Source organism: Leifsonia poae, assembly GCF_020009625.1.
Taxonomy (GTDB): Bacteria; Actinomycetota; Actinomycetes; order Actinomycetales; family Microbacteriaceae; genus Leifsonia; species Leifsonia poae_A.
Genome location: NZ_JAIHLP010000002.1, coordinates 3,476,670 through 3,499,732, shown reverse-complemented (window position 1 = coordinate 3,499,732; position 23,063 = coordinate 3,476,670). Strand labels below are relative to the sequence as shown.

At 68.5% G+C, this 23,063-nt stretch carries 18 protein-coding genes; 10 read left to right on the top strand and 8 right to left on the bottom strand.

Going from position 1 to position 23,063, the window contains the following annotated elements:
- The first annotated feature begins 32 nt into the window (after window positions 1–32).
- Window positions 33–1,526 (top strand): MFS transporter, encoded by a 1,494-nt coding sequence (locus K5L49_RS17395; RefSeq protein ID WP_223694770.1) that lies wholly within the window; start codon window positions 33–35, stop codon window positions 1,524–1,526.
- 75 nt (window positions 1,527–1,601) lie between these two features.
- On the opposite strand, the gene K5L49_RS17390 is transcribed toward K5L49_RS17395, so the two are convergent.
- Entirely contained in the window at window positions 1,602–2,924 is a 1,323-nt protein-coding gene (locus K5L49_RS17390) for a bifunctional o-acetylhomoserine/o-acetylserine sulfhydrylase (RefSeq protein ID WP_223694768.1), read from the bottom strand.
- Between the two features lie 153 nt (window positions 2,925–3,077).
- On the opposite strand from K5L49_RS17390, the gene K5L49_RS17385 reads away from it, so the two are divergent.
- The 6 genes from K5L49_RS17385 (at window position 3,078) to K5L49_RS17360 (ending at window position 8,897) form a co-directional block, all read left to right on the top strand.
- Complete coding sequence (locus K5L49_RS17385) at window positions 3,078–3,857, top strand: SDR family oxidoreductase (RefSeq protein ID WP_223694766.1); 780 nt, start codon at window positions 3,078–3,080, stop codon at window positions 3,855–3,857.
- A gap of 2 nt (window positions 3,858–3,859) precedes the next feature.
- A complete protein-coding gene (locus tag K5L49_RS17380) occupies window positions 3,860–4,543 on the top strand; it encodes a potassium channel family protein (protein WP_223694764.1) in 684 nt (227 codons plus the stop codon).
- A 67-nt stretch (window positions 4,544–4,610) separates the two neighbouring features.
- Window positions 4,611–5,816 (top strand): homoserine O-acetyltransferase MetX, encoded by a 1,206-nt coding sequence (metX, locus tag K5L49_RS17375; protein ID WP_223694762.1) that lies wholly within the window; start codon window positions 4,611–4,613, stop codon window positions 5,814–5,816.
- Window positions 5,817–5,832: 16 nt separating this feature from the next.
- On the top strand, window positions 5,833–6,996 hold the full coding sequence (locus tag K5L49_RS17370; protein ID WP_223694760.1) for a sensor histidine kinase: 1,164 nt from the start codon (window positions 5,833–5,835) through the stop codon (window positions 6,994–6,996).
- A complete protein-coding gene (locus tag K5L49_RS17365; RefSeq protein ID WP_223694758.1) occupies window positions 6,993–8,195 on the top strand; it encodes a hypothetical protein in 1,203 nt (400 codons plus the stop codon). Before K5L49_RS17370 ends, K5L49_RS17365 begins: the two co-directional genes overlap by 4 nt.
- 48 nt (window positions 8,196–8,243) lie before the next feature.
- Complete coding sequence (locus K5L49_RS17360; RefSeq protein ID WP_223694756.1) at window positions 8,244–8,897, top strand: response regulator; 654 nt, start codon at window positions 8,244–8,246, stop codon at window positions 8,895–8,897.
- A gap of 270 nt (window positions 8,898–9,167) precedes the next feature.
- Here K5L49_RS17360 and K5L49_RS17355 read toward each other — a convergent pair whose 3' ends face one another.
- The 4 genes from K5L49_RS17355 to K5L49_RS17340 form a co-directional block, all read right to left on the bottom strand.
- Window positions 9,168–10,445 carry an MFS transporter gene (locus tag K5L49_RS17355; RefSeq protein ID WP_374107713.1) on the bottom strand — a complete coding sequence of 426 codons (1,278 nt, stop codon included), beginning with the start codon at window positions 10,443–10,445 and terminating at the stop codon, window positions 9,168–9,170.
- 95 nt (window positions 10,446–10,540) lie between these two features.
- Window positions 10,541–10,861, bottom strand: coding sequence for a thiamine-binding protein (locus K5L49_RS17350; RefSeq protein WP_223694752.1), 321 nt, complete (start codon window positions 10,859–10,861; stop codon window positions 10,541–10,543).
- A 63-nt stretch (window positions 10,862–10,924) separates the two neighbouring features.
- Window positions 10,925–12,262: a hypothetical protein gene (locus tag K5L49_RS17345; protein ID WP_223694750.1), complete on the bottom strand. Its 1,338-nt coding sequence runs from the start codon at window positions 12,260–12,262 to the stop codon at window positions 10,925–10,927.
- 68 nt (window positions 12,263–12,330) lie between these two features.
- Window positions 12,331–13,182: an ADP-dependent NAD(P)H-hydrate dehydratase gene (locus K5L49_RS17340; protein WP_223694748.1), complete on the bottom strand. Its 852-nt coding sequence runs from the start codon at window positions 13,180–13,182 to the stop codon at window positions 12,331–12,333.
- A 73-nt stretch (window positions 13,183–13,255) separates the two neighbouring features.
- On the opposite strand from K5L49_RS17340, the gene K5L49_RS17335 reads away from it, so the two are divergent.
- Together K5L49_RS17335 and K5L49_RS17330 are read left to right on the top strand one after the other, a co-directional pair.
- Entirely contained in the window at window positions 13,256–13,873 is a 618-nt protein-coding gene (locus K5L49_RS17335) for an HAD family hydrolase (protein WP_223694746.1), read from the top strand.
- A 64-nt stretch (window positions 13,874–13,937) separates the two neighbouring features.
- Complete coding sequence (locus tag K5L49_RS17330; protein WP_223694744.1) at window positions 13,938–15,023, top strand: NADH:flavin oxidoreductase/NADH oxidase; 1,086 nt, start codon at window positions 13,938–13,940, stop codon at window positions 15,021–15,023.
- A 61-nt stretch (window positions 15,024–15,084) separates the two neighbouring features.
- On the opposite strand, the gene K5L49_RS17325 is transcribed toward K5L49_RS17330, so the two are convergent.
- The 3 genes from K5L49_RS17325 to K5L49_RS17315 form a co-directional block, all read right to left on the bottom strand.
- A complete protein-coding gene (locus K5L49_RS17325; RefSeq protein ID WP_223694742.1) occupies window positions 15,085–16,122 on the bottom strand; it encodes a hemolysin family protein in 1,038 nt (345 codons plus the stop codon).
- Window positions 16,115–17,419: a hemolysin family protein gene (locus tag K5L49_RS17320; protein ID WP_223695323.1), complete on the bottom strand. Its 1,305-nt coding sequence runs from the start codon at window positions 17,417–17,419 to the stop codon at window positions 16,115–16,117. Before K5L49_RS17320 ends, K5L49_RS17325 begins: the two co-directional genes overlap by 8 nt.
- 184 nt (window positions 17,420–17,603) lie before the next feature.
- Complete coding sequence (locus K5L49_RS17315; RefSeq protein WP_223694740.1) at window positions 17,604–19,043, bottom strand: GuaB1 family IMP dehydrogenase-related protein; 1,440 nt, start codon at window positions 19,041–19,043, stop codon at window positions 17,604–17,606.
- 136 nt (window positions 19,044–19,179) lie between these two features.
- Here K5L49_RS17315 and K5L49_RS17310 point away from each other — a divergent pair, with 136 nt between their 5' ends.
- Window positions 19,180–23,034: a multifunctional oxoglutarate decarboxylase/oxoglutarate dehydrogenase thiamine pyrophosphate-binding subunit/dihydrolipoyllysine-residue succinyltransferase subunit gene (locus K5L49_RS17310; protein ID WP_223694738.1), complete on the top strand. Its 3,855-nt coding sequence runs from the start codon at window positions 19,180–19,182 to the stop codon at window positions 23,032–23,034.
- Window positions 23,035–23,063 lie beyond the last annotated feature (29 nt).

Below are 23,063 nucleotides of genomic sequence, written 5' to 3'. Positions count from 1 at the left end.
TACCGGGAGCGCGCCGATGTTAGCATCCACGCATGACGTCACAGAGGACGAGCACACCCGACGGCTCCACCCGAACATCCCGCCGTGGCGCGGTGACCATCGGCGTCACCGCCGGTCTCATCGGCTGGCTCGCCTTTGTGGAGGTGACCAGCGGAATCCTGCAGGGCTATTACGTTCCCCTGATCTCGGATGTGGTCAAGCACCTCGGCATCCATGACGCCGACTACAACTGGTTCGAGGCCGCCCAGCTGCTGCTCTCGGCCCTGGTGGTGCCCGTGCTGGCGAAGCTCGGCGACATGTTCGGCCATAAGCGCATCCTGCTCATCGCCACGGTGCTCACCGCGCTCGCCACCTGGGCGCTCGCCTTCTCGGACAACTTCGTCACGTTCCTCATCGCGTTCGCCCTGCAGGGCTTCTACGTGGTCTGGCTGCCGCTGGAGGTCGCGCTCATCTTCGACCGTGGCCGCCGCACCGGCACCGCGGCCTCGCAGACCCGCCGGGCCGCCGGTCTGCTCGTCGTCGCGCTCGAGCTCGGCGCGATCGTCGGCGCGGTCGGCGCGGGGCTGCTCTTCGGCGCCTTCGGCGGCAACGTCACGCTCACGCTCATCGTGCCCGCCATCGCCGTGACCCTGGTGTTCTTCGCCATCCTGTTCGGCGTTCCGGAATCGGAGCCGACCGCGAACCGGCGCCTGGATGCGGTGGGTTTCAGTATCCTCACCCTCGCCCTGCTGCTGATTACCTCAGGTCTCACGTTCCTGCGCATCAACGGGGTCGGAACGTGGTGGGTCTGGGCGCTGATCATCGTGGGTGTCCTGACGTTCATCCCGTTCGGCCGCTACGAGCTGAGGCAGGACGACCCCGCGATCGACCTGCGGGTGCTGCGCCGCCCGAACATGTGGCCGGTTCAGCTCACGGCCGGCCTCATCGGCATCAGCCTGCTCGGGGCGCAGGCACCGCTCAGCACCTACGCCGGAACCGACCCCGCCAATGGGTACGGACTCGGCCTCAGCGCCGGTCAGCGCAGCATCCTGATCGGGGCGTACCTGATCTCGATGATCGTCGGCGCGGTGCTGTTCCCCCTGGTGTCGTCGTGGACGAGCCCACGGGTCGCCCTCATCGCCGCTTCGTTCCTCGTGGCGATCGGCTATCTGCTGTTCCTGCCGTTCCACCTCGAGACCTGGCAGGTGTTCACGAACATGGCCGTCGCCGGCATCGGCTCCGGCGCGCTGGTCGGGGCACTTCCCGCCGCGGCCGCAGCCGCGGCGCCACAAGGCCAGACCGGGATCGCCACCGCGCTCACCAACACGACGAAGACCATCGGCGGGTCCTTCGCCTCGGCCGTCTTCGGCGTGGTGCTGCTCGCCGGCGCGGCCACGGTGACAGCCACCGCGGCGAGCCTCTTCGGCTACATGCTCGTGTGGACCATCTGCGGCGCCGGCGCCCTGGTGGCGGCCGTACTGCTGTTCTTCGTGCCGAAGCTGGCCTTCGCCGACGCAGAGACCCCCGCCGAATCTCCCGTCGTCTGACAGAACCCGCCGGTTGACAGAAGATGCCGCCATCCCCGAAGACATGGCGGCATCTTCTGTCAACCAGTGCGCGGACTACGCGCGGGCGGCCTCGACGACCGAACGCGCGGCGGCGAGGCCGGCCTCGAGGTCGGCCTTGATGTCGTCGATGTTCTCCAGGCCCACCGAGAGACGCACCAGACCGGGGGTCACGCCACCGGTCAGCTGCTGCTCGGGGGTGAGCTGCGAGTGCGTGGTCGAGGCGGGGTGGATCACCAGGCTGCGCACATCGCCGATGTTGGCGAGGTGGCTGAACAGCGAGAGGTTGTCGACGAGCGCACGACCCGCATCCACACCGCCCTTGAGCTCGAAGGAGAGCACGGCGCCGACACCTTTGGGGGCGTACTTGTTCGCGGCCGCATACCACGGGCTGGTGGGCAGCCCGGAGTAGTTGACCGAGGCGATGTCGGGGTGGTTCTCCAAGAACTCCGCGACCTCCTGAGCGTTCTGCACGTGACGCTCGATGCGCAGCGACAGGGTCTCGATGCCCTGGATGAGCTGCCAGGCGCTCGCCGGCGCGATGGCCGCACCGAGGTCGCGCAGCAGCTGCACGCGCGCCTTGATGATGAAGGCGAGGGCGTCGCCCACAGCCGCGGTATAGCTGGCGCCGTGGTACGACGGGTCCGGCTCGGTGAGGCCCGGGAACTTCTCGACGTTCTTCGACCACTCGAACTTGCCGCCGTCGACGATGATGCCGCCGATGACGGTGCCGTGACCGCCGAGGAACTTGGTGGCCGAGTGCACGACGATGTCGGCGCCGTGCTCGAACGGGCGGATGAGGTACGGCGTGGCGATCGTGTTGTCGACGATCAGCGGAACGCCGGCGGCGTGGGCGACATCGGCCACGAGCGCGATGTCGAGCACGTTGATCTTCGGGTTGCCGATCGTCTCGGCGAAGAACAGCTTCGTGTTCGGGCGAACGGCCCGGCGCCACTCATCGGCGTCGTCCTGGTTCTCGACGAAGGTGGTCTCGATGCCGAGCTTGGCGAGGGTGTATTTGAACAGGTTGTACGTTCCGCCGTAGATCGAGCTGGAGGAGACGATGTGGTCGCCGGCCTGCGCGATGTTCAGCACAGCGAAGGTCTCCGCCGCCTGGCCGGAGGCGACGAGAAGGGCGCCGGTGCCCCCTTCGAGCGCGGCGACGCGCTCCTCGACGACGGCCTGGGTCGGGTTCTGGATACGCGTGTAGATGTTGCCGAACTCGGCGAGCGCGAACAGGTTCTTCGCGTGCTCGGCGTTGTTGAACACATACGACGTGGTCTGGTAGATCGGAGTCGCGCGCGCGTTCGTGACGGGGTCGGGCGCGGCACCCGTGTGGATCTGTTTGGTCTCGAACTGCCAGTCGGCGGCGTCGGTCATGGCGTCTCTCCTTCGGGTGGATGGTGGGCGAGCGGGGTGGGCCGTCGCACGGCGCAGAAGTTGTACTCCGCACAGGCTATGCTCGCGCATTCGCGTGGGCAATGCGCGCGCAACAAGACGTAACCGGTGCCCTGTCGGGACAGAATAGGGGTCATGGCTGACAGGCGTGTTGTTGTGACGGGTGCGAGTTCAGGAATCGGGGCGGCGACGGTCCGCCGTTTCCGGGCTCGCGGGTGGGATGTCGTCGGGGTGGCGCGGCGCGCCGACCGACTGGCCGCGCTGGCGGACGAGACCGGGGCCGAGACGTTCGTCGCCGACCTCACGCAGCAGGCCGACGTGGATGCGCTGCGGGACCACCTCGCGAAGACCGGCCCCGTGCACGCTCTCGTCAACAACGCGGGCGGCGCCCACGGGCTCGACTCCGTGGAGGGGTCGACCGTGGACGACTGGGTGTGGATGTACGAGATCAACGTCATCGCCACCAAACGTGTGATCACGGCTCTGCTCCCCCTGCTGCGCGCCGGCGCGGGGCACGGCGGCCACGCCGACATCCTGAACGTCACCTCCATCGCGGGCCACACCGCGTATGTCGGCGGGGGTGGCTACAACGCGGCCAAGTTCGCGCAGCACGCCCTCACGGAGGTTCTGCGGCTGGAACTGAACGGCGAGCCCATCCGCGTCGTCGAGGTGGCTCCCGGCATGGTGGCCACCGAGGAGTTCTCGCTGGTGCGGTTCGGCGGCGACCAGGCCAAACGGGATGCGGTCTACGAAGACGTTCCCGAGCCGCTGACGGCCGACGACGTGGCCGAGACGATCGTGGGGGCTTTGGAACGCCCCGGCCATGTCGACCTCGACTTGATCGTCATCAAACCTGTCGCCCAGGCGGCTCCCTACCGGTTCCATCGCGGCGAGTTGAGCGTGCGCGGCGACTGACCATGACGACGCGCGAGCAAACGATCCGACGCTGGGAGCGTGCGACGACCTGGCCGCTCATCGGCGCATCCTTCCTGTTCCTGATCCTGTACTCGTGGCTCGTCCTCGACCCCGGGATGCCTCGCGTGCTCTCTGCGCTGCTCCTCGCGGTGCTCGGCATCGTCTGGATCGTGTTCGCCGCCGACTATGTGACACGGCTCGTGCTCAGCGAGAACAAGTGGGCTTTCGTCTCCCACAACCTCATCGATCTCGCCTCCGTGCTGCTGCCCCTGGCCAGGCCGTTCCGCATGCTCAAAGACCTGAGCCGCATCCCGGTGCTGCGCGGGAACTCGGGCACGCATCTGCGGCGTCGGGTGCTCATCGTGGCGGCGTCGTTCGTCGTGATGTTCATCTACGTGATCTCGCTGGCCGTCTACTCGGTCGAGCGCAACGCCCCGCACGCCTCCATCACGAGTTTCGGGGATTCGGTGTGGTGGGCCTGCGTCACGATGGCGACCGTCGGCTACGGCGACTACTACCCGGTCACCGTCCCCGGCCGGATGTTCGCGGTCGTGCTCATGATCGGCGGTGTCGGCATCGTGGGCACCGCCAGCGCCACGATCGTCTCCTACTTCAACGACCAGGCCCGCCAGCTGCGCGAACGCCGCGAGGAGGAGCACCACGACGACGAGCACCACGACGGTTGAGGCGTGCGGCTCCCCTCCCGCTTGTAACACAGTCACGCCCTGTCGCGTACTCGGCCAGAATTGACCCATGGAGTGGCAGACATCCGCCGATACGGCCCCGTCGAGTTTCATCACGGAGGCTCAGGCCCGCTCGCTGCTGGGTAAACCCCCGGCCAGCGGCGCCTGGCGCGAGAGCGACCCCGCCGGAGGGCGTCTGTTCGCCGGCATCGGCGCCTTCACTTTCGAGAGTGGCGAAACCCTTCCTTTCGTGCGCGTCGCCTACGAGACGTGGGGCACACTCTCCCCCGCCCGCGACAACGCCGTTCTGGTGCTCCACGCACTCACCGGTGACAGCCACGCCATCGGCAGTGCCGGCCCCGGGCATCCCACCCCCGGCTGGTGGGAGCAGATCATCGGGCCGGGCAAAGCCATCGACACGAACGAATACTTCGTCGTCGTGCCGAATATGCTCGGCGGCTGCCAGGGCACGACCGGGCCGGCGTCGATCGCCCCCGACGGCTCCGAGTGGGGCCCTCGGTTCCCGTTCACCAGCATCCGCGACCAGGTCGAGGCGCAGGCCGCCCTCGCCGACAGCATCGGAGTCGACCGCTGGGCGGGAGTCATCGGCGGTTCGATGGGTGGGATGCAGGCGCTCGAGTGGGCGGTGACGCATCCGCAGCGGGTGGAGCGCCTCGCCGTGATCGCGGCGCCGCCGGTGACCACCTCCGACCAGATCGCCCTGAACTCGGTACAGATCGAGGCGGTGCGCACCGACCCCGCCTTCCGCGGCGGGCTCTACTACGACGCCGGCGACGGCGACGGCCCGCACCAGGGACTCGCCCTCGCCCGCCGGATGGCCCTGCTCAACTACCGCAGCCCGCACGAACTGAACGAGCGGTTCGAGCGCAGCTGGCAGAGCGAGATCAGCCCACTCGGCGATGGCGGGCGGTTCGCCGTCGAGTCGTACCTCGACTTCCACGGCAACAAGTTCACGCGACGCTTCGATGCCAACAGCTACCTGACACTCGTTCAGGCGATGAACTCGCACGATATCGGTCGCGGCCGCGGTGGTGTCGAAGCCGCGCTCGCCCAGGTGAGCGCCCGCACCCTCGTCGTCGGCATCGACAGCGACCGGCTCTTCCCTGTCGAAGGCCAGGCCACGATCGCCCGCCACCTGCCCGACACGATCGACGGGAGAGTTCCGGTCGTAATAGAGTCGGACTTCGGGCACGACGGCTTCCTCATCGAGAACGACGCCGTGAGCAAGCAGCTGCGAAGGCTGTTCGCCGCCTGACAGGAAACGGAGGAGCATGTCGCGCATCCAGAAGGAGCGTGATCGCCTCCTCTCCGTCACCGCGCGCAATGTCGGGCTCACGGCGACGGCCACGGCGCTGTTCTGCCTGAGCATCCCCGGAACCCTCCCGCTCCCGCTCTACCTCGCCTCGCTCGCACTCCTCGCGGCCCTCGCCTTCGCGCAGTTCCGGCTGACCTCGCCGCACCCGGGCGCCTGGATCGCGGCGATCGTCGTCGCCGGTGTGGCACTCGTCCTCGTCCACCTTCTGCCGGCGTCGTCCCTCGACCCGGCCGCCCTGAGCGCGGTCGGGATGCTCGCCGGGGCGTCCGTGGCCTCGGTGGCGATCGTGTGGTCCACCTCGACGCGGCGGCTGATCATCGTGGCCGGCATCTTCGTCGTCACCTTCGGCAGTTTGACCGCGACCCTGCTCATCACGAAGTCGCGTCTCGGTGAGCCGCTGGTGTTCACCCTGGCCGGGTGGGTGGCGCTGACCGCGGTCGGCGTCTGGCTGGCTCGCACGGTTCCCCGCACCCTCAAGCGGATCTCCACGATGAGCAGCGCCTACCGGGTGGAACGCCAGGCGAGCGAGACCGAGGCCCGCCGACGCCAAGGCGCGCGGCTGCTGCACGACACGGTTCTCGCCACCCTCACCCTGCTCGCCCACTCGGGGGTCGGGGTGAGCGTCTCCGCGCTGCGCGAGCAGGCGGCCGAGGATGCTGCCCTGCTGCGCCAGCTTCGGCTCGGCTTCACCCCAGACCCCACCTCGTCGGGCGACTACAAGCTCAAACCGGTGGAGGAGTCGACCCTCGGCAACACCCTGGAGTCGGTGAAGCAGCGCTTCCGCCGCATGGGGCTGGAGGTCAACTGGCACGGCACCGGTCAGGTGCTGCTGCCGAGCGAGGTCCTCGACGCGTTCCTGCTCGCCCTGGCTGAATGTCTGGAGAACGTGCGGAGGCACTCGGGTGTGAGCGAAGCGCACGTCACCATCACCGACGACGAGACGACGGTGCGTGCGATGGTCACCGACGCAGGAAAGGGGTTCGACGTCGGCAACATCGAGCAGGGCCGGCTGGGCTTCACCGAGTCGATCGTCGCGCGGCTGCGCGACGTCGGGGGCAATGCCCGCCTCTTCTCCTCGCCCGGGTCGGGAACGACGGTCGTGCTGGAGGTGCCGAAATGACCCGCCCCTCCGAGAAGACCCTGCCCCGCCCCACCGGGACCTCCAGCGAACGGGATGCTCTCGGCCGGGCCCGCCTCGACCTCGGCTTCAACTTGACCGCGGTCGTGCTGGTCGCCTACCAGCTCGTCGTCCTGACACTCAATCTCACGGTGTACACATCCCTCCCCCTCAGCTGTGCGGCCTGGGCGCTGCTGGTGGCGACGCTCGTGGTCGGGCTCGTCATGCATCCGCGGATGCCCGATCGCCTTCCCGACTGGGTCTTCCTCACCGCCATCGGCGTCTGGGTGCTGGTGCTGGTGCTCGACTTCGCTGGAACGTGGGGGCCCGGCGACGGCGGCGCCCCGCCGACGGCCGCCGTCGCGGTCGGCGCCGCGCTGCTGCTGTGCGCTCCGGTCCGCCCGCCCCGGGACATCGCGATCGCGGCGGTCGTGCTCGGCGCGGCTCTGGCCGCCGAGTTCGCCGTGCGCGGCCAGCACGACGCGGCGGCCCTCGGCCCGGCGTTCGTCACGGTCGCCCTCGCGGTCGCCCCGTCCCTGCTCGGCGTTCAGATCGTGCGATCGCTGCGCACGCTCGTGCAGCTCGAACTCGATCTCGTGCAGGTGCAGAGCACAGTGAGTTCGCCCCGTTTCACGGTGGGCATGATGGCCTCGGAGGAGCTCGCGAGTCTCGACCTCGCCGCGGAACGCCTGCTCGACGGGGTGTCGACGGGCCGCACCCCGCTACCGCTCGACGACGCCACCGCCTCGGCGGCCTCGTCGATCGCGACCGAACTGCGTCTGCACCTCATCCAGGGCCGCCGCGAGACCTGGCTCTATCACGCAATCGCCGAATCGGCGCTGCTCGGACCGTCGGTGACTCTCACCGACGCGGACGGCCTCGCCGGGCTCCTCACCCGCGACCAGCGCGACGGACTGCTCACCGCCGTCTGGCTGCTGATCAGCGATCCCGTGCGCCAGGGCACCGCCCAGACCCGCAGTCTGCAGCTCGAGCTCGACCGGGTCAGCGCGTCCGCCACGGGTGACCCCAGTTCCGGTGACAGAATATCCATCGTGATCTCCGCCACAGGTGTGCCGCGAAACGGGGTAGACCCCGCAGCATGGCAAGCTATCAGGAAAGTCGGCAGACACGTCGAGACATTCTCGAATTCGACCCTTCGGGTCGAAATCGACAGCGTCAGTCACACTCCCGTCGACTTCTAGTCGTCAGCCGTAGCGGTCGGCACCCGGAAACCGCGAGAAAGGCACCCCGTGAGCGAGGCACCTCCCATCCGAATCGCCATCGTCGACGACCACAAAATGCTGCTCGGCGCTCTGACCGAGTGGATCCGCAACGCTGCGGATGACATCACCATGGTCGCCGCCGTCACCACCTGGCCCGAACTGCTCACCCATCCGGAGTTCCCGGTGGATGTCGTGCTGCTCGACCTCGACCTCAAAGACAACATCCCGGTCTCCCTCAAACTGTCGACGCTGAAGACCACCGGCGTTCGCACCGTGCTGATGAGCACCTACTCCGAACCCGCCGTGGTGCGGGAGGCGTTGGCCGCCGGGGCGCTCGGCTACCTGGTGAAGAGCGAGGATGCGGAGATGATCGTCGAGGCGATCCGCGCCGCGAGCAAAGGCGAGTCTTTCATCTCCGCCGAACTGGACCTCGCGCTCAACGCCGGCGAGGTCGGCGGCGCCCCCAAGCTGAGCGCGCAGGAACGTCGCGTCATGGCGCTCTACGGCGCCGGCGAGCCGGTGAAGGCCGTTGCTTTCCAGCTCGGCATCTCCGATGAGACAGCGAAGAGCTACCTCAAGCGCATCCGCGAGAAGTATCGTGTCGCCGGCTACGACGTCGGCACGAAGGTCGCCCTGCGCAAGCGCGCGATCCAGGACGGCATCCTCCTCCAGGGCGACTGACCGCGGCCGCCTCCCCCGCGCCTCCGCTCCTGCCCCGTCCCCGCTCCTGCCTTGCCCTGCCCTGCCCTGCTCTGCCCTGTCCCCGCCCTGCTCTACCCCCGCCCTGTCCGCATCCTGTTTTCAGGCGCCTCCTGCGTTCGGCGGCCGTGAGCGCCTGAATTCAGGACCCAGCGGTCGGCGGCGGGCGGTTCCTCCTGAGAACAGTGCAGCGCGAGTGCGCCTGAAAACAGGATGAGCGAGAGGCACCTGCACCGCGATAAGGGATGGGCCTCAGTCGATCGGCACCGGCGGGGCGTGCTGCGCGTGCACCACTCCCGTATCGACACCCCGGCGGATGCGGGAACGGTCGATGCTGAACGAGACGACCGCCAATACGATGCCGGCCACGCAGAGCACGATACCGACGAGGATCGGCGAGAGGTAGCCGAACCCGGCCGCGATCGTCAGACCGCCGAGGAAGGCGCCGGACGCATTCGCGATGTTGAGGGCCGAGTGGTTCAGGGCCGCGGCGATCGACTGACTGTCGTGTGCCACATCCATCAGACGGGTCTGGATGGTGGGCGAGAGCGCGGAACAGGATCCGGCGATCACGAAGACCGACACCAGCAGCCCTGGCAGGGTCGCCGCGGTGAAGAAGAGCGCGGCGAGACCCACCAGCAGAAGTGCGAAGAAGAACAGCATCCCGCGTTCGATACTGCGGTCGGCCAGCCAGCCGCCGATGAGGTTGCCGACGGTCATCCCGATCCCGATCAGGATGAGCACCAACGGCACCGACGACTCGCTCAGTCCCGTTACCGTCGTCACGATCGGTGAGATGTAGGTGTAAACCGCGAAGAAGCCGCCGAAGCCGATCGCCCCGATGAGCAGCGCCAACCACACTTGGAGCCGCCCGAACGCCTTCAGCTCGTTGGCCATCGTTGCCCGGGGATCGCCGGCCTGCCAGGGCACGAGCAGTGCGACAGCGACGAAGGTCAGCGCGAAGATCCCCGCCACCACGAGGTACGCGGCCCGCCAGCCGTGCAGCTGCCCGAGCCAGGTGATCAGCGGAACCCCGATGACGTTGGCGATCGTCAGACCGGAGAGCACGAACGCGACCCCTTGACCGCGCTTGCCCGGGCCCATCAGTGAGGCGGCGACGAGCGAGGCGATGCCGAAGTACGCCCCGTGCGGCAGCGCGCTGATGAATCGCGCGAGCAATACCAACGGAAAGGTCGGGGCGAGCGCCGAGGCGACCGTGCCGAGCGTGAACGCCACGAGCAGCCAGAGCAGCAGCTTCTTGCGCGGCAGTCGCGCCGCGAACGCGGCGATCGTGGGGGCGCCGACCACGACACCGAGCGCGTAAGCGGAGATCGCCCACCCTGCCTGGGCGTTCGCATCGGTCGGCGAGGTCGCGTAGAGGCTCGGGAGCAGGTCGTGCGCGATGTTGGGCAACAGCCCCATCGCGACGAACTCCGTCGATCCGATCGCGAAACCGCCGAGAGCGAGCGCGAGCAATGCAAGACGAGTGCGGGCCGGCGAAAACTCAGAGGACAACGCGACGCTCCACATAGCGCCCGTCACGAACGGGGATCATTCGCTCAGCCTATATCGAATCGTTTCGACTCGTCGCCGGGTATGAGGCCGACCCCGCCGACACGACCGGTCTACGCGCCGCCTTCGCGGCCGGTCTCGATCGCGCTCTCGAGGCGTTCGATCTTCGCGTCGAGCTCACCGGAGTAGCCCGCCCGGATGTCCGCCTTGAGCACGAGCGAGACCCGCGTGCCGTACGCGCCCACCGCATCCGTCGCCTGCTTGATGACGGCGAAGACCTCGTCCCACTCGCCCTCGAGTTCGGTGAACATCGACGTCGTGCGGTTCGGGAGACCCGAATCGCGCACGATCTTCACGGCCGCGGCGACCGCATCGTGAACGGATGCGTCCGCGCTCTGCCCGCCGCTCGGCGCCACCGAAAATGCTACAAGCATCGTTCCTCCTCGATTTCGAACACCCTCAGCCTAGGCGCGAACCTTCCGCGCACCTTTCAGCGGTCAGCGCTCGGCCGCGACACCTTCCGGTTCGTCGGAGATGGGCTCGACCGCCTGTTCCCGGAACGGCCAGACTTTCAGCGGGAAGGAGTCGGTCGCCGTTTCCGCCGGCGATGGCGTGCGCAGCAGCGCGGTCACCGCCCAGCCGAGGATCACGAAGAACAGCAGGTTGCGCACGGTCAGCACGACCACCATTCCGGGTTGCGCGGCCAACAGCGAGTCGTAGAGGTAGGGATAGATCAGCTGGGTGAGCCCCGCCGTCACCGAGACCAGGATGGCCGGTGTGCGAAAGCCGCGCCCCTGGTACACGAGACCGATGATGACCGGCGCGGCGAGCCAGGTCACGTACTGCGGCGACCCGACTTTGTTGAACGCGATGAACGCGGTCACGAGGGCAAGACTGAGCTGCGGGAGCAACCGGGTCACCGGGATGCCGCGGTGAACGGCGCGGATTCCGATCAGCAGCACGACGACGACGCTCACGACGAGCAGCGGGTTCATCAGACTCCCGGCGGTCGTACTCCCCTCGCCGGTCACCTGGAATGTGAGGATGTCGCGGTCGTAGTAGACGAACGCCCCCGGCACTCCGAGCGCGGCCTGCCACATCCAGATCGTGCTCACGGGCGCCTCGATCTGCAGCCCGCGCCCGGTCTGCATCGTGATGAAGCTGAACACGTGCATCCCGGAACCGAAAGTGAGCGCGACGATCACGAGTACCAGACTCGTCACGGCGGCGACCGCGACGATGTGCCAGCGCGTGCGGAACACGACGACGGCTGCCGCGATCACGGCGGCCGGCCAGACCTTGATCCAGGTGGCGATTGCGAGAACGGTCACCGCGACCTTCTCGTGGTAGGTCAGCCACAGCAGCCCGACGATCACGAGCGCGGTCGAGACCGAGTCCAACCGCGCGACGGCGATCGGTCCGAGCAGCAGCAGGAAGGCGAGCCACCACCACGCCGCAGCGACCCGCCGCCGGTCGCGGCCGACGATCATTACCGCGAAGGCGCCGGCGTCGAGCAGCAGCACCAGGGTCAGCCACCCGCCCGTGTAGTTGTCGGCGCCGAACAGCAGCGGCAGCATGATCGGGACCAACGCACCGAACGGGTACACCCAATCGGTCTGGATGCCGACGACCGAGCCCTGCGCGGCCAGCTGCGCCCACGGCTTGTACACCAGGAAAACGTCGCCGAGAGGCATTCCGCTGGCGTTGAGGGCGAGCCACCCGAGGATGAGGTGGACGAGCAGGAACGCGATCCAGAGGGTGAGCGGATGGGCGGCGAGACGGCGGGCACCGTTCGCGGTCGCCGGCGCCGGGAGCGGTGCCGGTTCGTTCCCCATAGTCGCCCATCGTACCGGTCGGGCCTCCGCGTTCCTTCCGCTCATGCCGCCATCGATTGTGCGGAGCCTCAGTGGGCGAGGAGCTCGCGAACGACGCCGGGCACGGCGTCGGCGATGTCGAGTGCCGCGATCGGTCCGCCACCTGAGGCCCGATCCCCCGCCCGCCCGTGCACGAATGCGGCCGCGGCGGCCAGGGACGGCAGCACGGATGCGTCCCCGCGGGCAATCGCGTCCGCGTGCGTCGCAAGCAGCGCGCCGAGGACGCCGCCGAGAATGTCCCCGCTCCCGGCCGTTGCGAGCCACGCCGGACCGGCGGTCACGGCGAAGCGGGAGCCGTCTGCCCCCGCCACGAACGTGGTGTGCCCTTTGAGAAGCACAGTCACATTCAGACTGCGACTGGCCCGGGCCGCCCACTCACCCGGGTCGGCAGCGATCTCGGCGGCGGTCACCGCATCCGTGTCGTCGTCGGCAGAGGCGGCGAGCACAGCGGCCAGCTCACGGAAGTGCGGGGTGATCACGACGGGTCCTGTCGCCGCGCGCACGAGGTCGAGAGCACCGGCGTCGATGGCGGTGGGCACGCCGTCACGCAGCGCGGCGCGGAGCCGGGCGGTGTCCTCCCGCGGACGGGCGGCGGCGTCCATGCCCGACCCGATCAGCCAGGCCTGCACCCGGCCGGCCGCAGTGACGACCTCGGGCCGGCGCTGCAGCACGAGGTCCGCGGCCCGGGAGCCGCCGCGGTAGCGCACCATGCCGAGCCCGGTGCGCGCGGCGGCCTCGACCCCGAGTACGGCCGCCCCCGGGTAGAGCTCAGAGCCGGTGACCACCCCGAGCACGCCCCGCGAATACTTGTCGTCATCGTCGCCGGGCACCGCGATCCAGCGCGCCGTGTCCCCCGCCGTCCATCTCTGCCAGTTCTCCACAGCTTCTCCGCTCCGCCGATTCTGTCGCTCTGCATTCACGATAGGTTGAAAAGCAAGGAAAGAGGTCGGAAGCATGGGCATCAGCATCCCCGGCAAGGTTGTCGTCTTCGACTACGGCGAAGTCATCTCGGTCACCCCGAGCTCGGCCGACCGGGCGCAGTTGGCCGAGCTCGCCGGCGGGGAGGCCGATGTCTTCTGGCCGGCGTACTGGCGCCACCGCGATGCGCTCGACCAGGGCACCTTGAGCATCCAGGACTACTGGCATCGCATCGAGCGGGAGCTGGGTGAGCAGTGGGGAGACGCCACAGTGCATCGGCTCTGGCTCGCCGACTTCCGCAGCTGGCTGAGCATCGACCACGACACCCTCGACGTGCTCATCGACCTGCAGCAGGGCGGAACCCGCATGGCTCTGCTCTCCAACGCGGGCCGCGACTTCGGCTCCTACTTCCGGCACGGCATGCTCGGCGACCTCTTCGAGCAGGTCTTCGTCAGCGGCGAGCTCGGCATCGTCAAGCCGAGCGCCGACATCTTCGAAGTCGTGCTCGCCGAACTGGGCATCCCCGCCGAGCGCATGGTGTTCATCGACAACAAAGAGGTGAATGTGCGCGGTGCCGAGAATCTCGGCATCGCCGGGCACGTCTTCACCACCGCAGCCGACCTGCGGGCATATCTGGAGTCGCTCGCGGCTTGAGAATGAGGGATCGCGTTCGCGCTCCGCAGGCGGCCCCGCCACGACAAAGACCACAGGAACCCCCATGCCCACCCTCTTCGATCCCCTCACCCTCCGCGGTGTCACCCTGCGCAACCGCATCTGGACCTCGCCGATGTGCCAGTACTCCGTGCTCGACGAGTCCGGTGTGCCGCAGACCTGGCAGCTCGTTCACCTGGGCTCGTTCGCCGTCGGCGGCAGCGGCCTCGTCTTCACCGAGGCCACCGCAGTGAATGCCGAGGGCCGCATCTCCCCGCGCGACACCGGCATCTACACCGACGAGCAACGGGACGCATGGAGGCCCGTCGTCGCCTTCATCGAGTCCCAGGGAGCGGTGCCGGGCATCCAACTCGCCCATGCCGGGCGCAAGGCCTCCGGCTGGCCCGCCTGGGGGTTCGAAGACCGCGGAGACGGCTCCGTGCCGGTGGCCGAGGGCGGCTGGGCTGCCGTCGCCCCCTCACCGATCGCGTTCGGCGCGATGGCCGAGCCCCGCGCGCTCGATCTCGCGGGGATCGACGGCATCGTCGACGAATTCCGTTCCGCGGCGCGGCGTTCGGTCGACGCCGGCTTCCGCGTGATCGAGCTGCATGCGGCCCACGGTTACCTGCTGCACCAGTTCCTCTCGCCCATCGCCAATCACCGCACCGACGAGTACGGCGGCTCGCTCGAGAACCGCGCCCGGCTGCTGCTGCGCGTGGTGGCCGCCGTGCGCGACGAGATCGGAGATGAGCTCGCTCTGTTCGTGCGGTTCTCCGGCAGCGACTGGACCCCGGGCGGCTGGGACGAGCAGCAGACGGCGACGGCGGCCGGGTGGGCGCAGGATGCGGGCGCCGACTTCTTCGACGTGTCCAGCGGCGGAATCCAGGCCGGCATCCGCATCCCGCTCGAACCGGGCTACCAGGTTCCTTTCGCCGCACATGTGCGCGCTTCCGCCGAGGTGGAGGTGAGCGCCGTCGGGCTCATCACCACGCCGCAGCAGGCGGCCGAGATCGTCGAGAGCGGCAAAGCGGATGCCGTGATGCTGGCGCGCGAGCTGCTTCGCGACCCGCACTTCGCGCTCCGCGCCGCCCACGAGCTCGGAGTCCCGGTGGACTACTGGCCGCCGCAGTACCGGCGCGCCCGCTGGCGCTGACCGGCGGACGCGCAGAATCGTCGCGCCGCGGGCAGCGTCGAACTACGACCGTTGCGTCGAACTACGACCGGCGCGTCGCATCCTGCACTTCTCCCACCAGCTCCTCGATGATGTCTTCAAGGAACAGCACACCCGTCGTCTCGCCCTCCGCGTCGACGACGCGGGCGAGGTGCACGCCGGAGCGCCGCATGGTCGCCAGCGCGTCTTCGAGGTCGCTGCCCGCGAAGACCGTGACGAGACGCCGGATGCGCTTGGCCGGCACCGGCAACTCGAACCCGGTCTCCTCCAGGTCGAGAACGTCTTTGAGGTGCAGGTAGCCCGTCGGCTCGCCGGCATCGTCGAGCACGACGTACCGCGAGAATCCGTTCTTCGCCACCGCGCGTTCCACATCGGCCGGTGTGGCCGCCGGGGGCAGCGCGATGAGCGCGTCGAGGCCGAGGGCCACGTCGTGCACCTTCTTCTCGGTGAACTCGAAGGCCGCCGTGAGCGCACCGATCCGGTCGGTGAGCACACCCTCCCGCGTGGACTGGGTCACGATGTTCGCTACCTCGTCCAGAGTGAATGTGCTGGCCGCCTCATCTTTCGGCTCGACCCGGAACAGCCGGAGCACGGCGTTCGCCGAGGCGTTCAACGCCACGATGATCGGGCGCACCGCCCGGCCGATGCCGACCAGCGGCGGCGCGAGCAGCAGGGCCGCCCGGTCCGGCATCGAGAAGGAGATGTTCTTCGGGACCATCTCGCCGAACACCACGTGCAGGAACGACACCAGCACCAGGGTCACGATGAACGCGATCGTGCCGGTGGCCTCCTCGGGCAGCCCGGTCAGGTGGAGCGGGCCCTCGAGGAGGTGGTGGATGGCCGGCTCCGAGACGTTCAGGATCAGCAACGAGCACACCGTGATGCCGAGCTGGGTCGTCGCGAGCATGAGCGTCGCGTGCTCCATCGCGTACAGCGCGGTCTTGGCGCTGCGTTTGCCGCGCTCGGCCAGCGGTTCGATCTGCGAGCGCCGTGCGGAGATCACGGCGAACTCGGCGCCGACGAAGAAGGCGTTGATCACGAGCAGCACGACCAGCCAGAGAATTCCCGCCCAGTCACTCATCGTCGACCATCCCCTCGACCTCCGGGTCCGGCGTGTACCGGATGCGGTCCACCCGCCGTCCGTCCAGCCGTTCGACGCGCAGGGTTCCCCCCTCGATCGGAACCTCGTCGCCCACCACGGGCAGGCGGCCGAGTTCGTTCATCAGGAAGCCGGCGACGGTCTCGTACGGGCCCTCCTCGGGCACCGTGACCCCCGCTCGCTCGAGCAGTTCGTCGGGGCGCAGAATGCCGGGGAAGGTGAGCGAGTCGCGCCCGCGCACGACGCCGGCGCGGGTGCGGTCGTGTTCGTCGGACACCTCACCGACGATCTCCTCCACCAGGTCTTCGAGTGTGGCGAGGCCGGAGGTCCCCCCATACTCGTCAACGACGACGGCCATCTGGTAGCCGCGGCCACGCAGCTCGCCGAGCAGCGTGTCGAGGTGCATCGTCTCGGGCACGCGCAGCGCATCCGTCTGCAGTGCGGACACCGGAACACGACCCCGGCGCGCCCGGGGTACCGCGACGGCCTGCTTCACATGCACGAAACCGACCACATCGTCCACGTCCTCGTCCACGACGGGGAACCGTGAATAACCGGTGCTGCGCGCGAGATCGAGAACGGCCTGTGCAGGTTCGCCGCGCTGCACACTCGCGATGCGGGGCCGCGGGGTCATGACATCGGATGCGGTGTGGTTCGAGAACGCGAGGGTGCGGCTCAGCAGCGTGGCGGTGTCGGCTTCGAGCACGCCGGCGCTGGCCGAGCGTCGCACCAGCGACGACAGCTCCTCCGCGGTGCGGGCGCCGGAGAGCTCCTCCTTCGGCTCGATGCCGACCAGCCGCAGGATGCCGTTGGCGGTGCCGTTGAGCAGCGAGATGAACGGTTTGAACACCGTCGTGAACGCGGTCTGGAACGGGATGACGAGCTTGGCCGTCGCGATCGGCAGGGCGAGGGCGAAGTTCTTCGGAACCAGCTCGCCGAGGATCATCGACAGCAGCGTCGCCACCACGATGGCGATGGTCGTTGCGATCGGCGCGACCGCCCCGTCCGGGATGCCGAGCGCAGTGAGCGGGCCGGCGAGCAGCGTGCTGATGGCCGGCTCCATCGTGTACCCGGTGAGCAGCGTCGTCAGGGTGATGCCCAGCTGTGCACTCGACAGGTGCGTCGAGGTGATCTTCAGGGCGGCGATCGTCATGGTCAGCCGCGTCTCGCCGCGCGCCCGGCGCGCCTCGAGGTCGCCCCGATCGAGGTTGACGAGCGCGAACTCACTGGCAACGAAGAGGCCCGTGCCCACCGTCAGCAGCAGGCCGACACCGAGCATGATCCACTCAAAGGCCACGGCGATCACCCCTGACCTCAGGGGTGGCGTGCTCGAGAGCGCGAAGGAATGGGCTGGCAGCAGAAGGAGGGTCGTCCATTTCCCCGCCAACTATACCGCCCGCTCGCGCTGTGCTCCCTGAATGCCGACCGACGCGCGACAGGTTCCTGCCGAGGCAGCGTTCACGCTACCAGGAGACGGGGAGCGCCTTGCCTTCCTCATACCCGGCGGCCGATTGGATGCCGACCAGTGCCCTGTCGTGGAACTCCGGCACCGAGCGGGCACCGGCATAGGTGAACGAGCTGCGCAGCCCGGTGGTGATCATGTCGAGCAGATCCTCCACCGAGGGGCGCAGCGGGTCGAGGTAGATGCGCGAACTGGAGATGCCCTCAGCGAAGAGCGTCTTGCGCGCGAGCTCGTAGGCGTCGAGCCGTTCGAAACGGCCCTTCACCGCTTTGGTGCTCGCCATTCCCCAGCTCTCTTTGTAGAGCGCGCCGTTCGCATCCGTGTCGAGCAGCCCGGGAGCCTCCACCGTGCCCGCGAACCAGGAGCCGATCATCACGGAGGCGCCGCCGGCGGCGAGCGCGAGCGCGACGTCACGCGGGTAACGCACTCCGCCGTCCGCCCAGACGTGGGCGCCGAGCTCCCGCGCAGCGGCCGAGGTCTCGAGCACCGCGGAGAACTGCGGCCGTCCGACGGCCGTCATCATGCGCGTCGTGCACATCGCGCCCGGTCCGACACCCACTTTGAGGATGTCGGCGCCGGCGTCCACGAGGTCGCGCACGGCCCGATCGGTCACGACGTTGCCGGCCACGATCGGGAGCCCGAGCGCGAGCTCTTTCACCGTTCGGATGGCGGCGAGCATGCCGTCCTGGTCGCCGTGTGCGGTGTCGATGACGAGCACGTCGACGCCGGCCGCGGCGAGCGCCTTGGCTTTGCCGGCCACATCGCCGTTGATTCCGACGGCGGCGGCCACCCGCAGGCGCCCGTGTGCGTCGACGGCTGGCCGGTAGATGGTGGAGCGCAGGGCGCTGCGCTTGCTCAGCGTGCCGACGAGCTTGCCGTGATCGAGCACCGGGGCGAAATCGAGGCCAGCCGCATCCATAACGTCGAAGGCCGCACGGCCGTCGGGGATGTCCTCGGCATCGAGCGAGGTGAGCGCGCCGTGCAGCAAGTCGCCGAGCCGCGCATCCGGGAGGGCGGAACCCAGCTGGGAGGCGGCCAGACAGCCGAGGTAGCGCCCGGTCTCGTCGTGGATGACGATGCCGTGCCCCTCGACGGCGGGCACACGGCGCAGCGCGTCCGCCACAGTCTGGTCGGGACCGAGCACATACGGGGTGTCGAACGCCACCGGTTGCGCCTTCACCCAGCGGATCGCGTCGTCGAGGTCCTGCAGGTGCATGTCCTGGGGCAGAACACCGAGGCCGCCGCGGCGCGCGAGCGTCGCCGCGAGTCGCTTCCCGGTCACGGAGTTCATGTTCGCCGACACGATCGGGATGGTCGCCCCCGTGCCGTCGTCCGGTGCGAGCGACACATCCAATCGGCTCGTCACCGACGATCGGGAGGGGACGAGGAAGACGTCCGAGTATGTGAGGTCGTGTCGCGGGGACGTTCCATAGAACTGCATGGGAATAACGGTATCCCTCCCGGCCGATCGCCCGCACCCGTCGCTCGATGGGATTAGGCTTGAGAATTGGATGAAAACGGGCGGCTTCGAGCCACCCGTTCGAGACGAAATCAACGGAGAGAGTGGGCGAACGGCTGTGTCGAGCCAAGTGACCGGAGTGGGTACCGACGACGGTTCGTCGGGCGAGTTCGGAGCCAACGAATGGCTTGTCGATGAACTGTACGAACAGTTCATCGCCGACAAGAACTCGGTCGACAAGTCCTGGTGGCCGATTCTCGAGAGCTACCAGCCAACGGTGAAGGACGCCGGTGTCCCGGCCCCCGCCGCCGAGGTTCCGGCCCCCACCGCACCAGCAGCTTCTGCGCCCGCCGCTTCCGTGCCTGCCGCTTCCGTGCCTGCCGCTTCCGTGCCCGAGGTCGTCGCGCCCGCCGCCGTGGTCGAAGCGGAAGCGCCCGCGGCCGACGCGCACCCCATGACGGCTCCCCTGCCTGTCATCGGCACGCAGCCTGTCGCGCGCACCACCTCGCTCGCGCCGAAGCCGCAGCCCGTCCCGGCCGACGCACCGGTCACGTCGCCGCAACCGGTGGTCTCCGCCGACGGCGCCGCCGTCGAAGAGGCTCAAGACAAAGTCACGCCCCTGCGCGGAATGGCCAAGACGCTCGCCAGCAACATGGATGCGAGCCTCACGGTTCCGACCGCCACCAGCGTGCGCACCATCCCCGCCAAACTGATGATCGACAACCGCATCGTCATCAACAATCACCTCAAGCGCGCTCGAGGCGGCAAGGTCTCGTTCACCCACCTCATCGGCTGGGCTCTCGTGCAGGCACTCAAAGAGTTCCCGAGCCAGAACGTGTTCTACGACGAGGTGGACGGCAAGCCCTCCGTCGTCGCTCCCGCCCACGTCAACCTCGGCATCGCCATCGACATCCCCAAGCCCGACGGCACCCGCGCGTTGCTCGTGCCGAGCATCAAGCGCGCCGACACGATGGGCTTCGGCGAGTTCCTCGCCGCCTACGAAGACCTGGTGGCCAAAGCCCGCGCCAACAAGCTCACCGCGGGCGACTTCGCCGGCACGACGATCTCCCTCACCAACCCCGGCGGCATCGGCACCGTGCACTCGGTTCCGCGGCTGATGAAGGGCCAGGGCTGCATCATCGGCGCCGGTGCCCTCGAATACCCCGCCGAGTTCCAGGGCTCCAGCGAGAAGACTCTCGCCGGCCTGGCGATCGGCAAGACGATCACGCTCACCAGCACCTACGATCACCGCGTCATCCAGGGCGCCGGTTCCGGCGAGTTCCTCAAGATCGTGCATGAGATGCTCACCGGCAAGCGCAGCTTCTACTCCGACATCTTCGCGGCGCTGCGCATCCCGTACGACCCCATCCACTGGGCCCCCGACATCAGCGTCGACCTCGCCAGCGCCGTCGACAAGACCGCCCGCGTGCAGGAGCTCATCAACGCGTTCCGCGTGCGCGGCCACCTCATGGCCGACATCGACCCGCTCGAATACGTGCAGCGTTCGCACCCCGACCTCGACATCGCGACCCACGGGCTGACATTCTGGGATCTCGACCGCGAGTTCGTCACCGGCCAATTCGGCGGCGACAAGCGACAGATGAAGCTGCGCGACATCCTCGGGGTGCTGCGCGACTCGTACTGCCGCACGATCGGCATCGAGTACATGCACATCCAGGACCCGGCCCAGCGCAAGTGGTTCCAGGACAGGCTGGAGCGGGGCTACGAGAAGCCCTCGCACGACGAGCAGTTGCGCATCCTCGGCAAGCTCAACGAGGCCGAAGCGTTCGAGACGTTCCTGCAGACCAAGTACGTCGGCCAGAAGCGGTTCAGCCTGGAGGGCGGCGAATCGACGATCGCCCTGCTCGACACCATCCTGCAGGGTGCGGCCGAGGCCAGCCTCGACGAGGTCGCCATCGGCATGGCACACCGCGGCCGGCTCAATGTGCTCACCAACATCGCGGGAAAGACCTACGGTCAGATCTTCCGCGAATTCGAGGGCACACAGGACCCGCGCACCGTTCAGGGCTCGGGCGACGTCAAGTACCACCTCGGCACCGAGGGCACCTTCAAGGGAGCCAACGGCGAGGAGATCCCGGTGTACCTGGCCGCCAACCCCTCGCACTTGGAGGCGGCCGATGGCGTTCTCGAGGGCATCGTGCGCGCCAAGCAGGACAGGCGCCCGCCGATGACCTTCCTCACCCTGCCGGTGCTCATCCACGGTGATGCCGCGATGGCCGGTCAGGGCGTGGTCGTCGAGACCCTGCAGATGTCGCAGCTGCGCGCGTACCGCACGGGTGGCACCATCCACGTCAACATCAACAACCAGGTCGGCTTCACCACCTCCCCGACCGAGTCGCGCACATCGGTCTACTCCACGGATGTGGCCAAGACCATCCAGGCGCCGATCTTCCACGTGAACGGCGACGACCCGGAGGCCGTGGTCCGGGTGGCGCAGATCGCCTTCGACTACCGCCAGGAGTTCAAGCGCGATGTCGTCATCGACCTGGTCTGCTACCGCCGCCGAGGCCACAACGAGGGCGACGACCCCTCGATGACCCAGCCGCTGATGTACAACCTGATCGAGGCGAAGCGCTCGGTGCGGCGCCTTTACACCGAGGCCCTCGTCGGCCGCGGCGATATCACCCAGGACGAGTTCGAGCAGGCCCACCGCGACTTCCAGGAACGCCTCGAGCGCGCCTTCATGGAGACGCACGCCGCGCAGACCAACTCCATGCCTGTGGTCACCGCTGATGCGAACGCCGTCGCCGACCTCGAACGCCCCGTCTCACAGCAGGAAGACGGCTCGGGCGAGCCGGAGTCGACCGGCGTGACCGAGCAGGTCATCCACCTCATCGGCGACGCATTCAATAACCCGCCCGTCGGTTTCACCGTGCACCCCAAGTTGCAGCAGTTGCTCACCAAGCGCGGCGACATGAGCCGCAACGGCGGCATCGACTGGGCGTTCGGCGAGCTCCTCGCGCTCGGTTCCGTGCTGCTGGAGGGCACCCCGGTGCGCATGGCCGGTCAGGATTCGCGCCGTGGCACCTTCGTGCAGCGGCACGCCGTGTTGCACGACCGCGCGAATGGGCAGGAATGGCTGCCGCTGGCCAATCTGAGCGACAACCAGGCGCGGTTCTGGATCTACGACTCGCTGCTCAGCGAGTACGCCGCGATGGGCTTCGAATACGGCTACTCCGTGGAGCGGGCCGATGCGCTGGTTCTCTGGGAGGCCCAGTTCGGCGATTTCGCCAACGGCGCTCAGACCATCATCGACGAGTTCGTCTCCTCGGCCGAACAGAAGTGGGGCCAGCGTTCCTCCCTCGTGCTGCTGCTGCCGCACGGCTACGAGGGTCAGGGCCCCGACCACTCCAGCGCCCGGATCGAGCGCTACCTGCAGCTGTGCGCCGAGAACAACATGACGGTCGCCCGCCCGTCGACGCCGGCCTCGTACTTCCATCTGCTGCGCCGCCAGGCCTACGCCCGGCCACGCAAGCCGCTCGTCGTCTTCACTCCGAAGGCGATGCTGCGCCTACGCGGGGCGACGAGCCCGGTCGAAGACTTCACCCACGGCAAGTTCGAGCCGGTCATCGACGACGCGCGCGTCACCGACCGTGCCGCCGTCAAGCGGGTGCTGCTCATGGCCGGCAAGGTCTACTACGACCTGCTCGGCGAACTGGAGAAGAACCCGAACCCCGAGATCGCCCTCGTGCGCGTCGAGCAGTACTACCCGCTGCCCGCCGCTCAGCTCAAGGCCACTGTGGAGTCGTACCCCAACGCGGAGCTCGTGTGGGTGCAGGACGAGCCCGAGAACCAGGGCGCCTGGCCGTACATGATCCTCGAGACGTCGAAGCTCGGCCCGCGCCCGCTCGGCGTGATCTCGCGTCCGCCGTCGGCCTCCCCGGCCGCGGGTTCGGCCAAGCGCCACGCCCAGGAGCAGTCGGTGCTGATCCAGCGCGCGCTCAGCCTCTGAGGCGGCCCTCCGCCGTTCGTCGCGCCGAT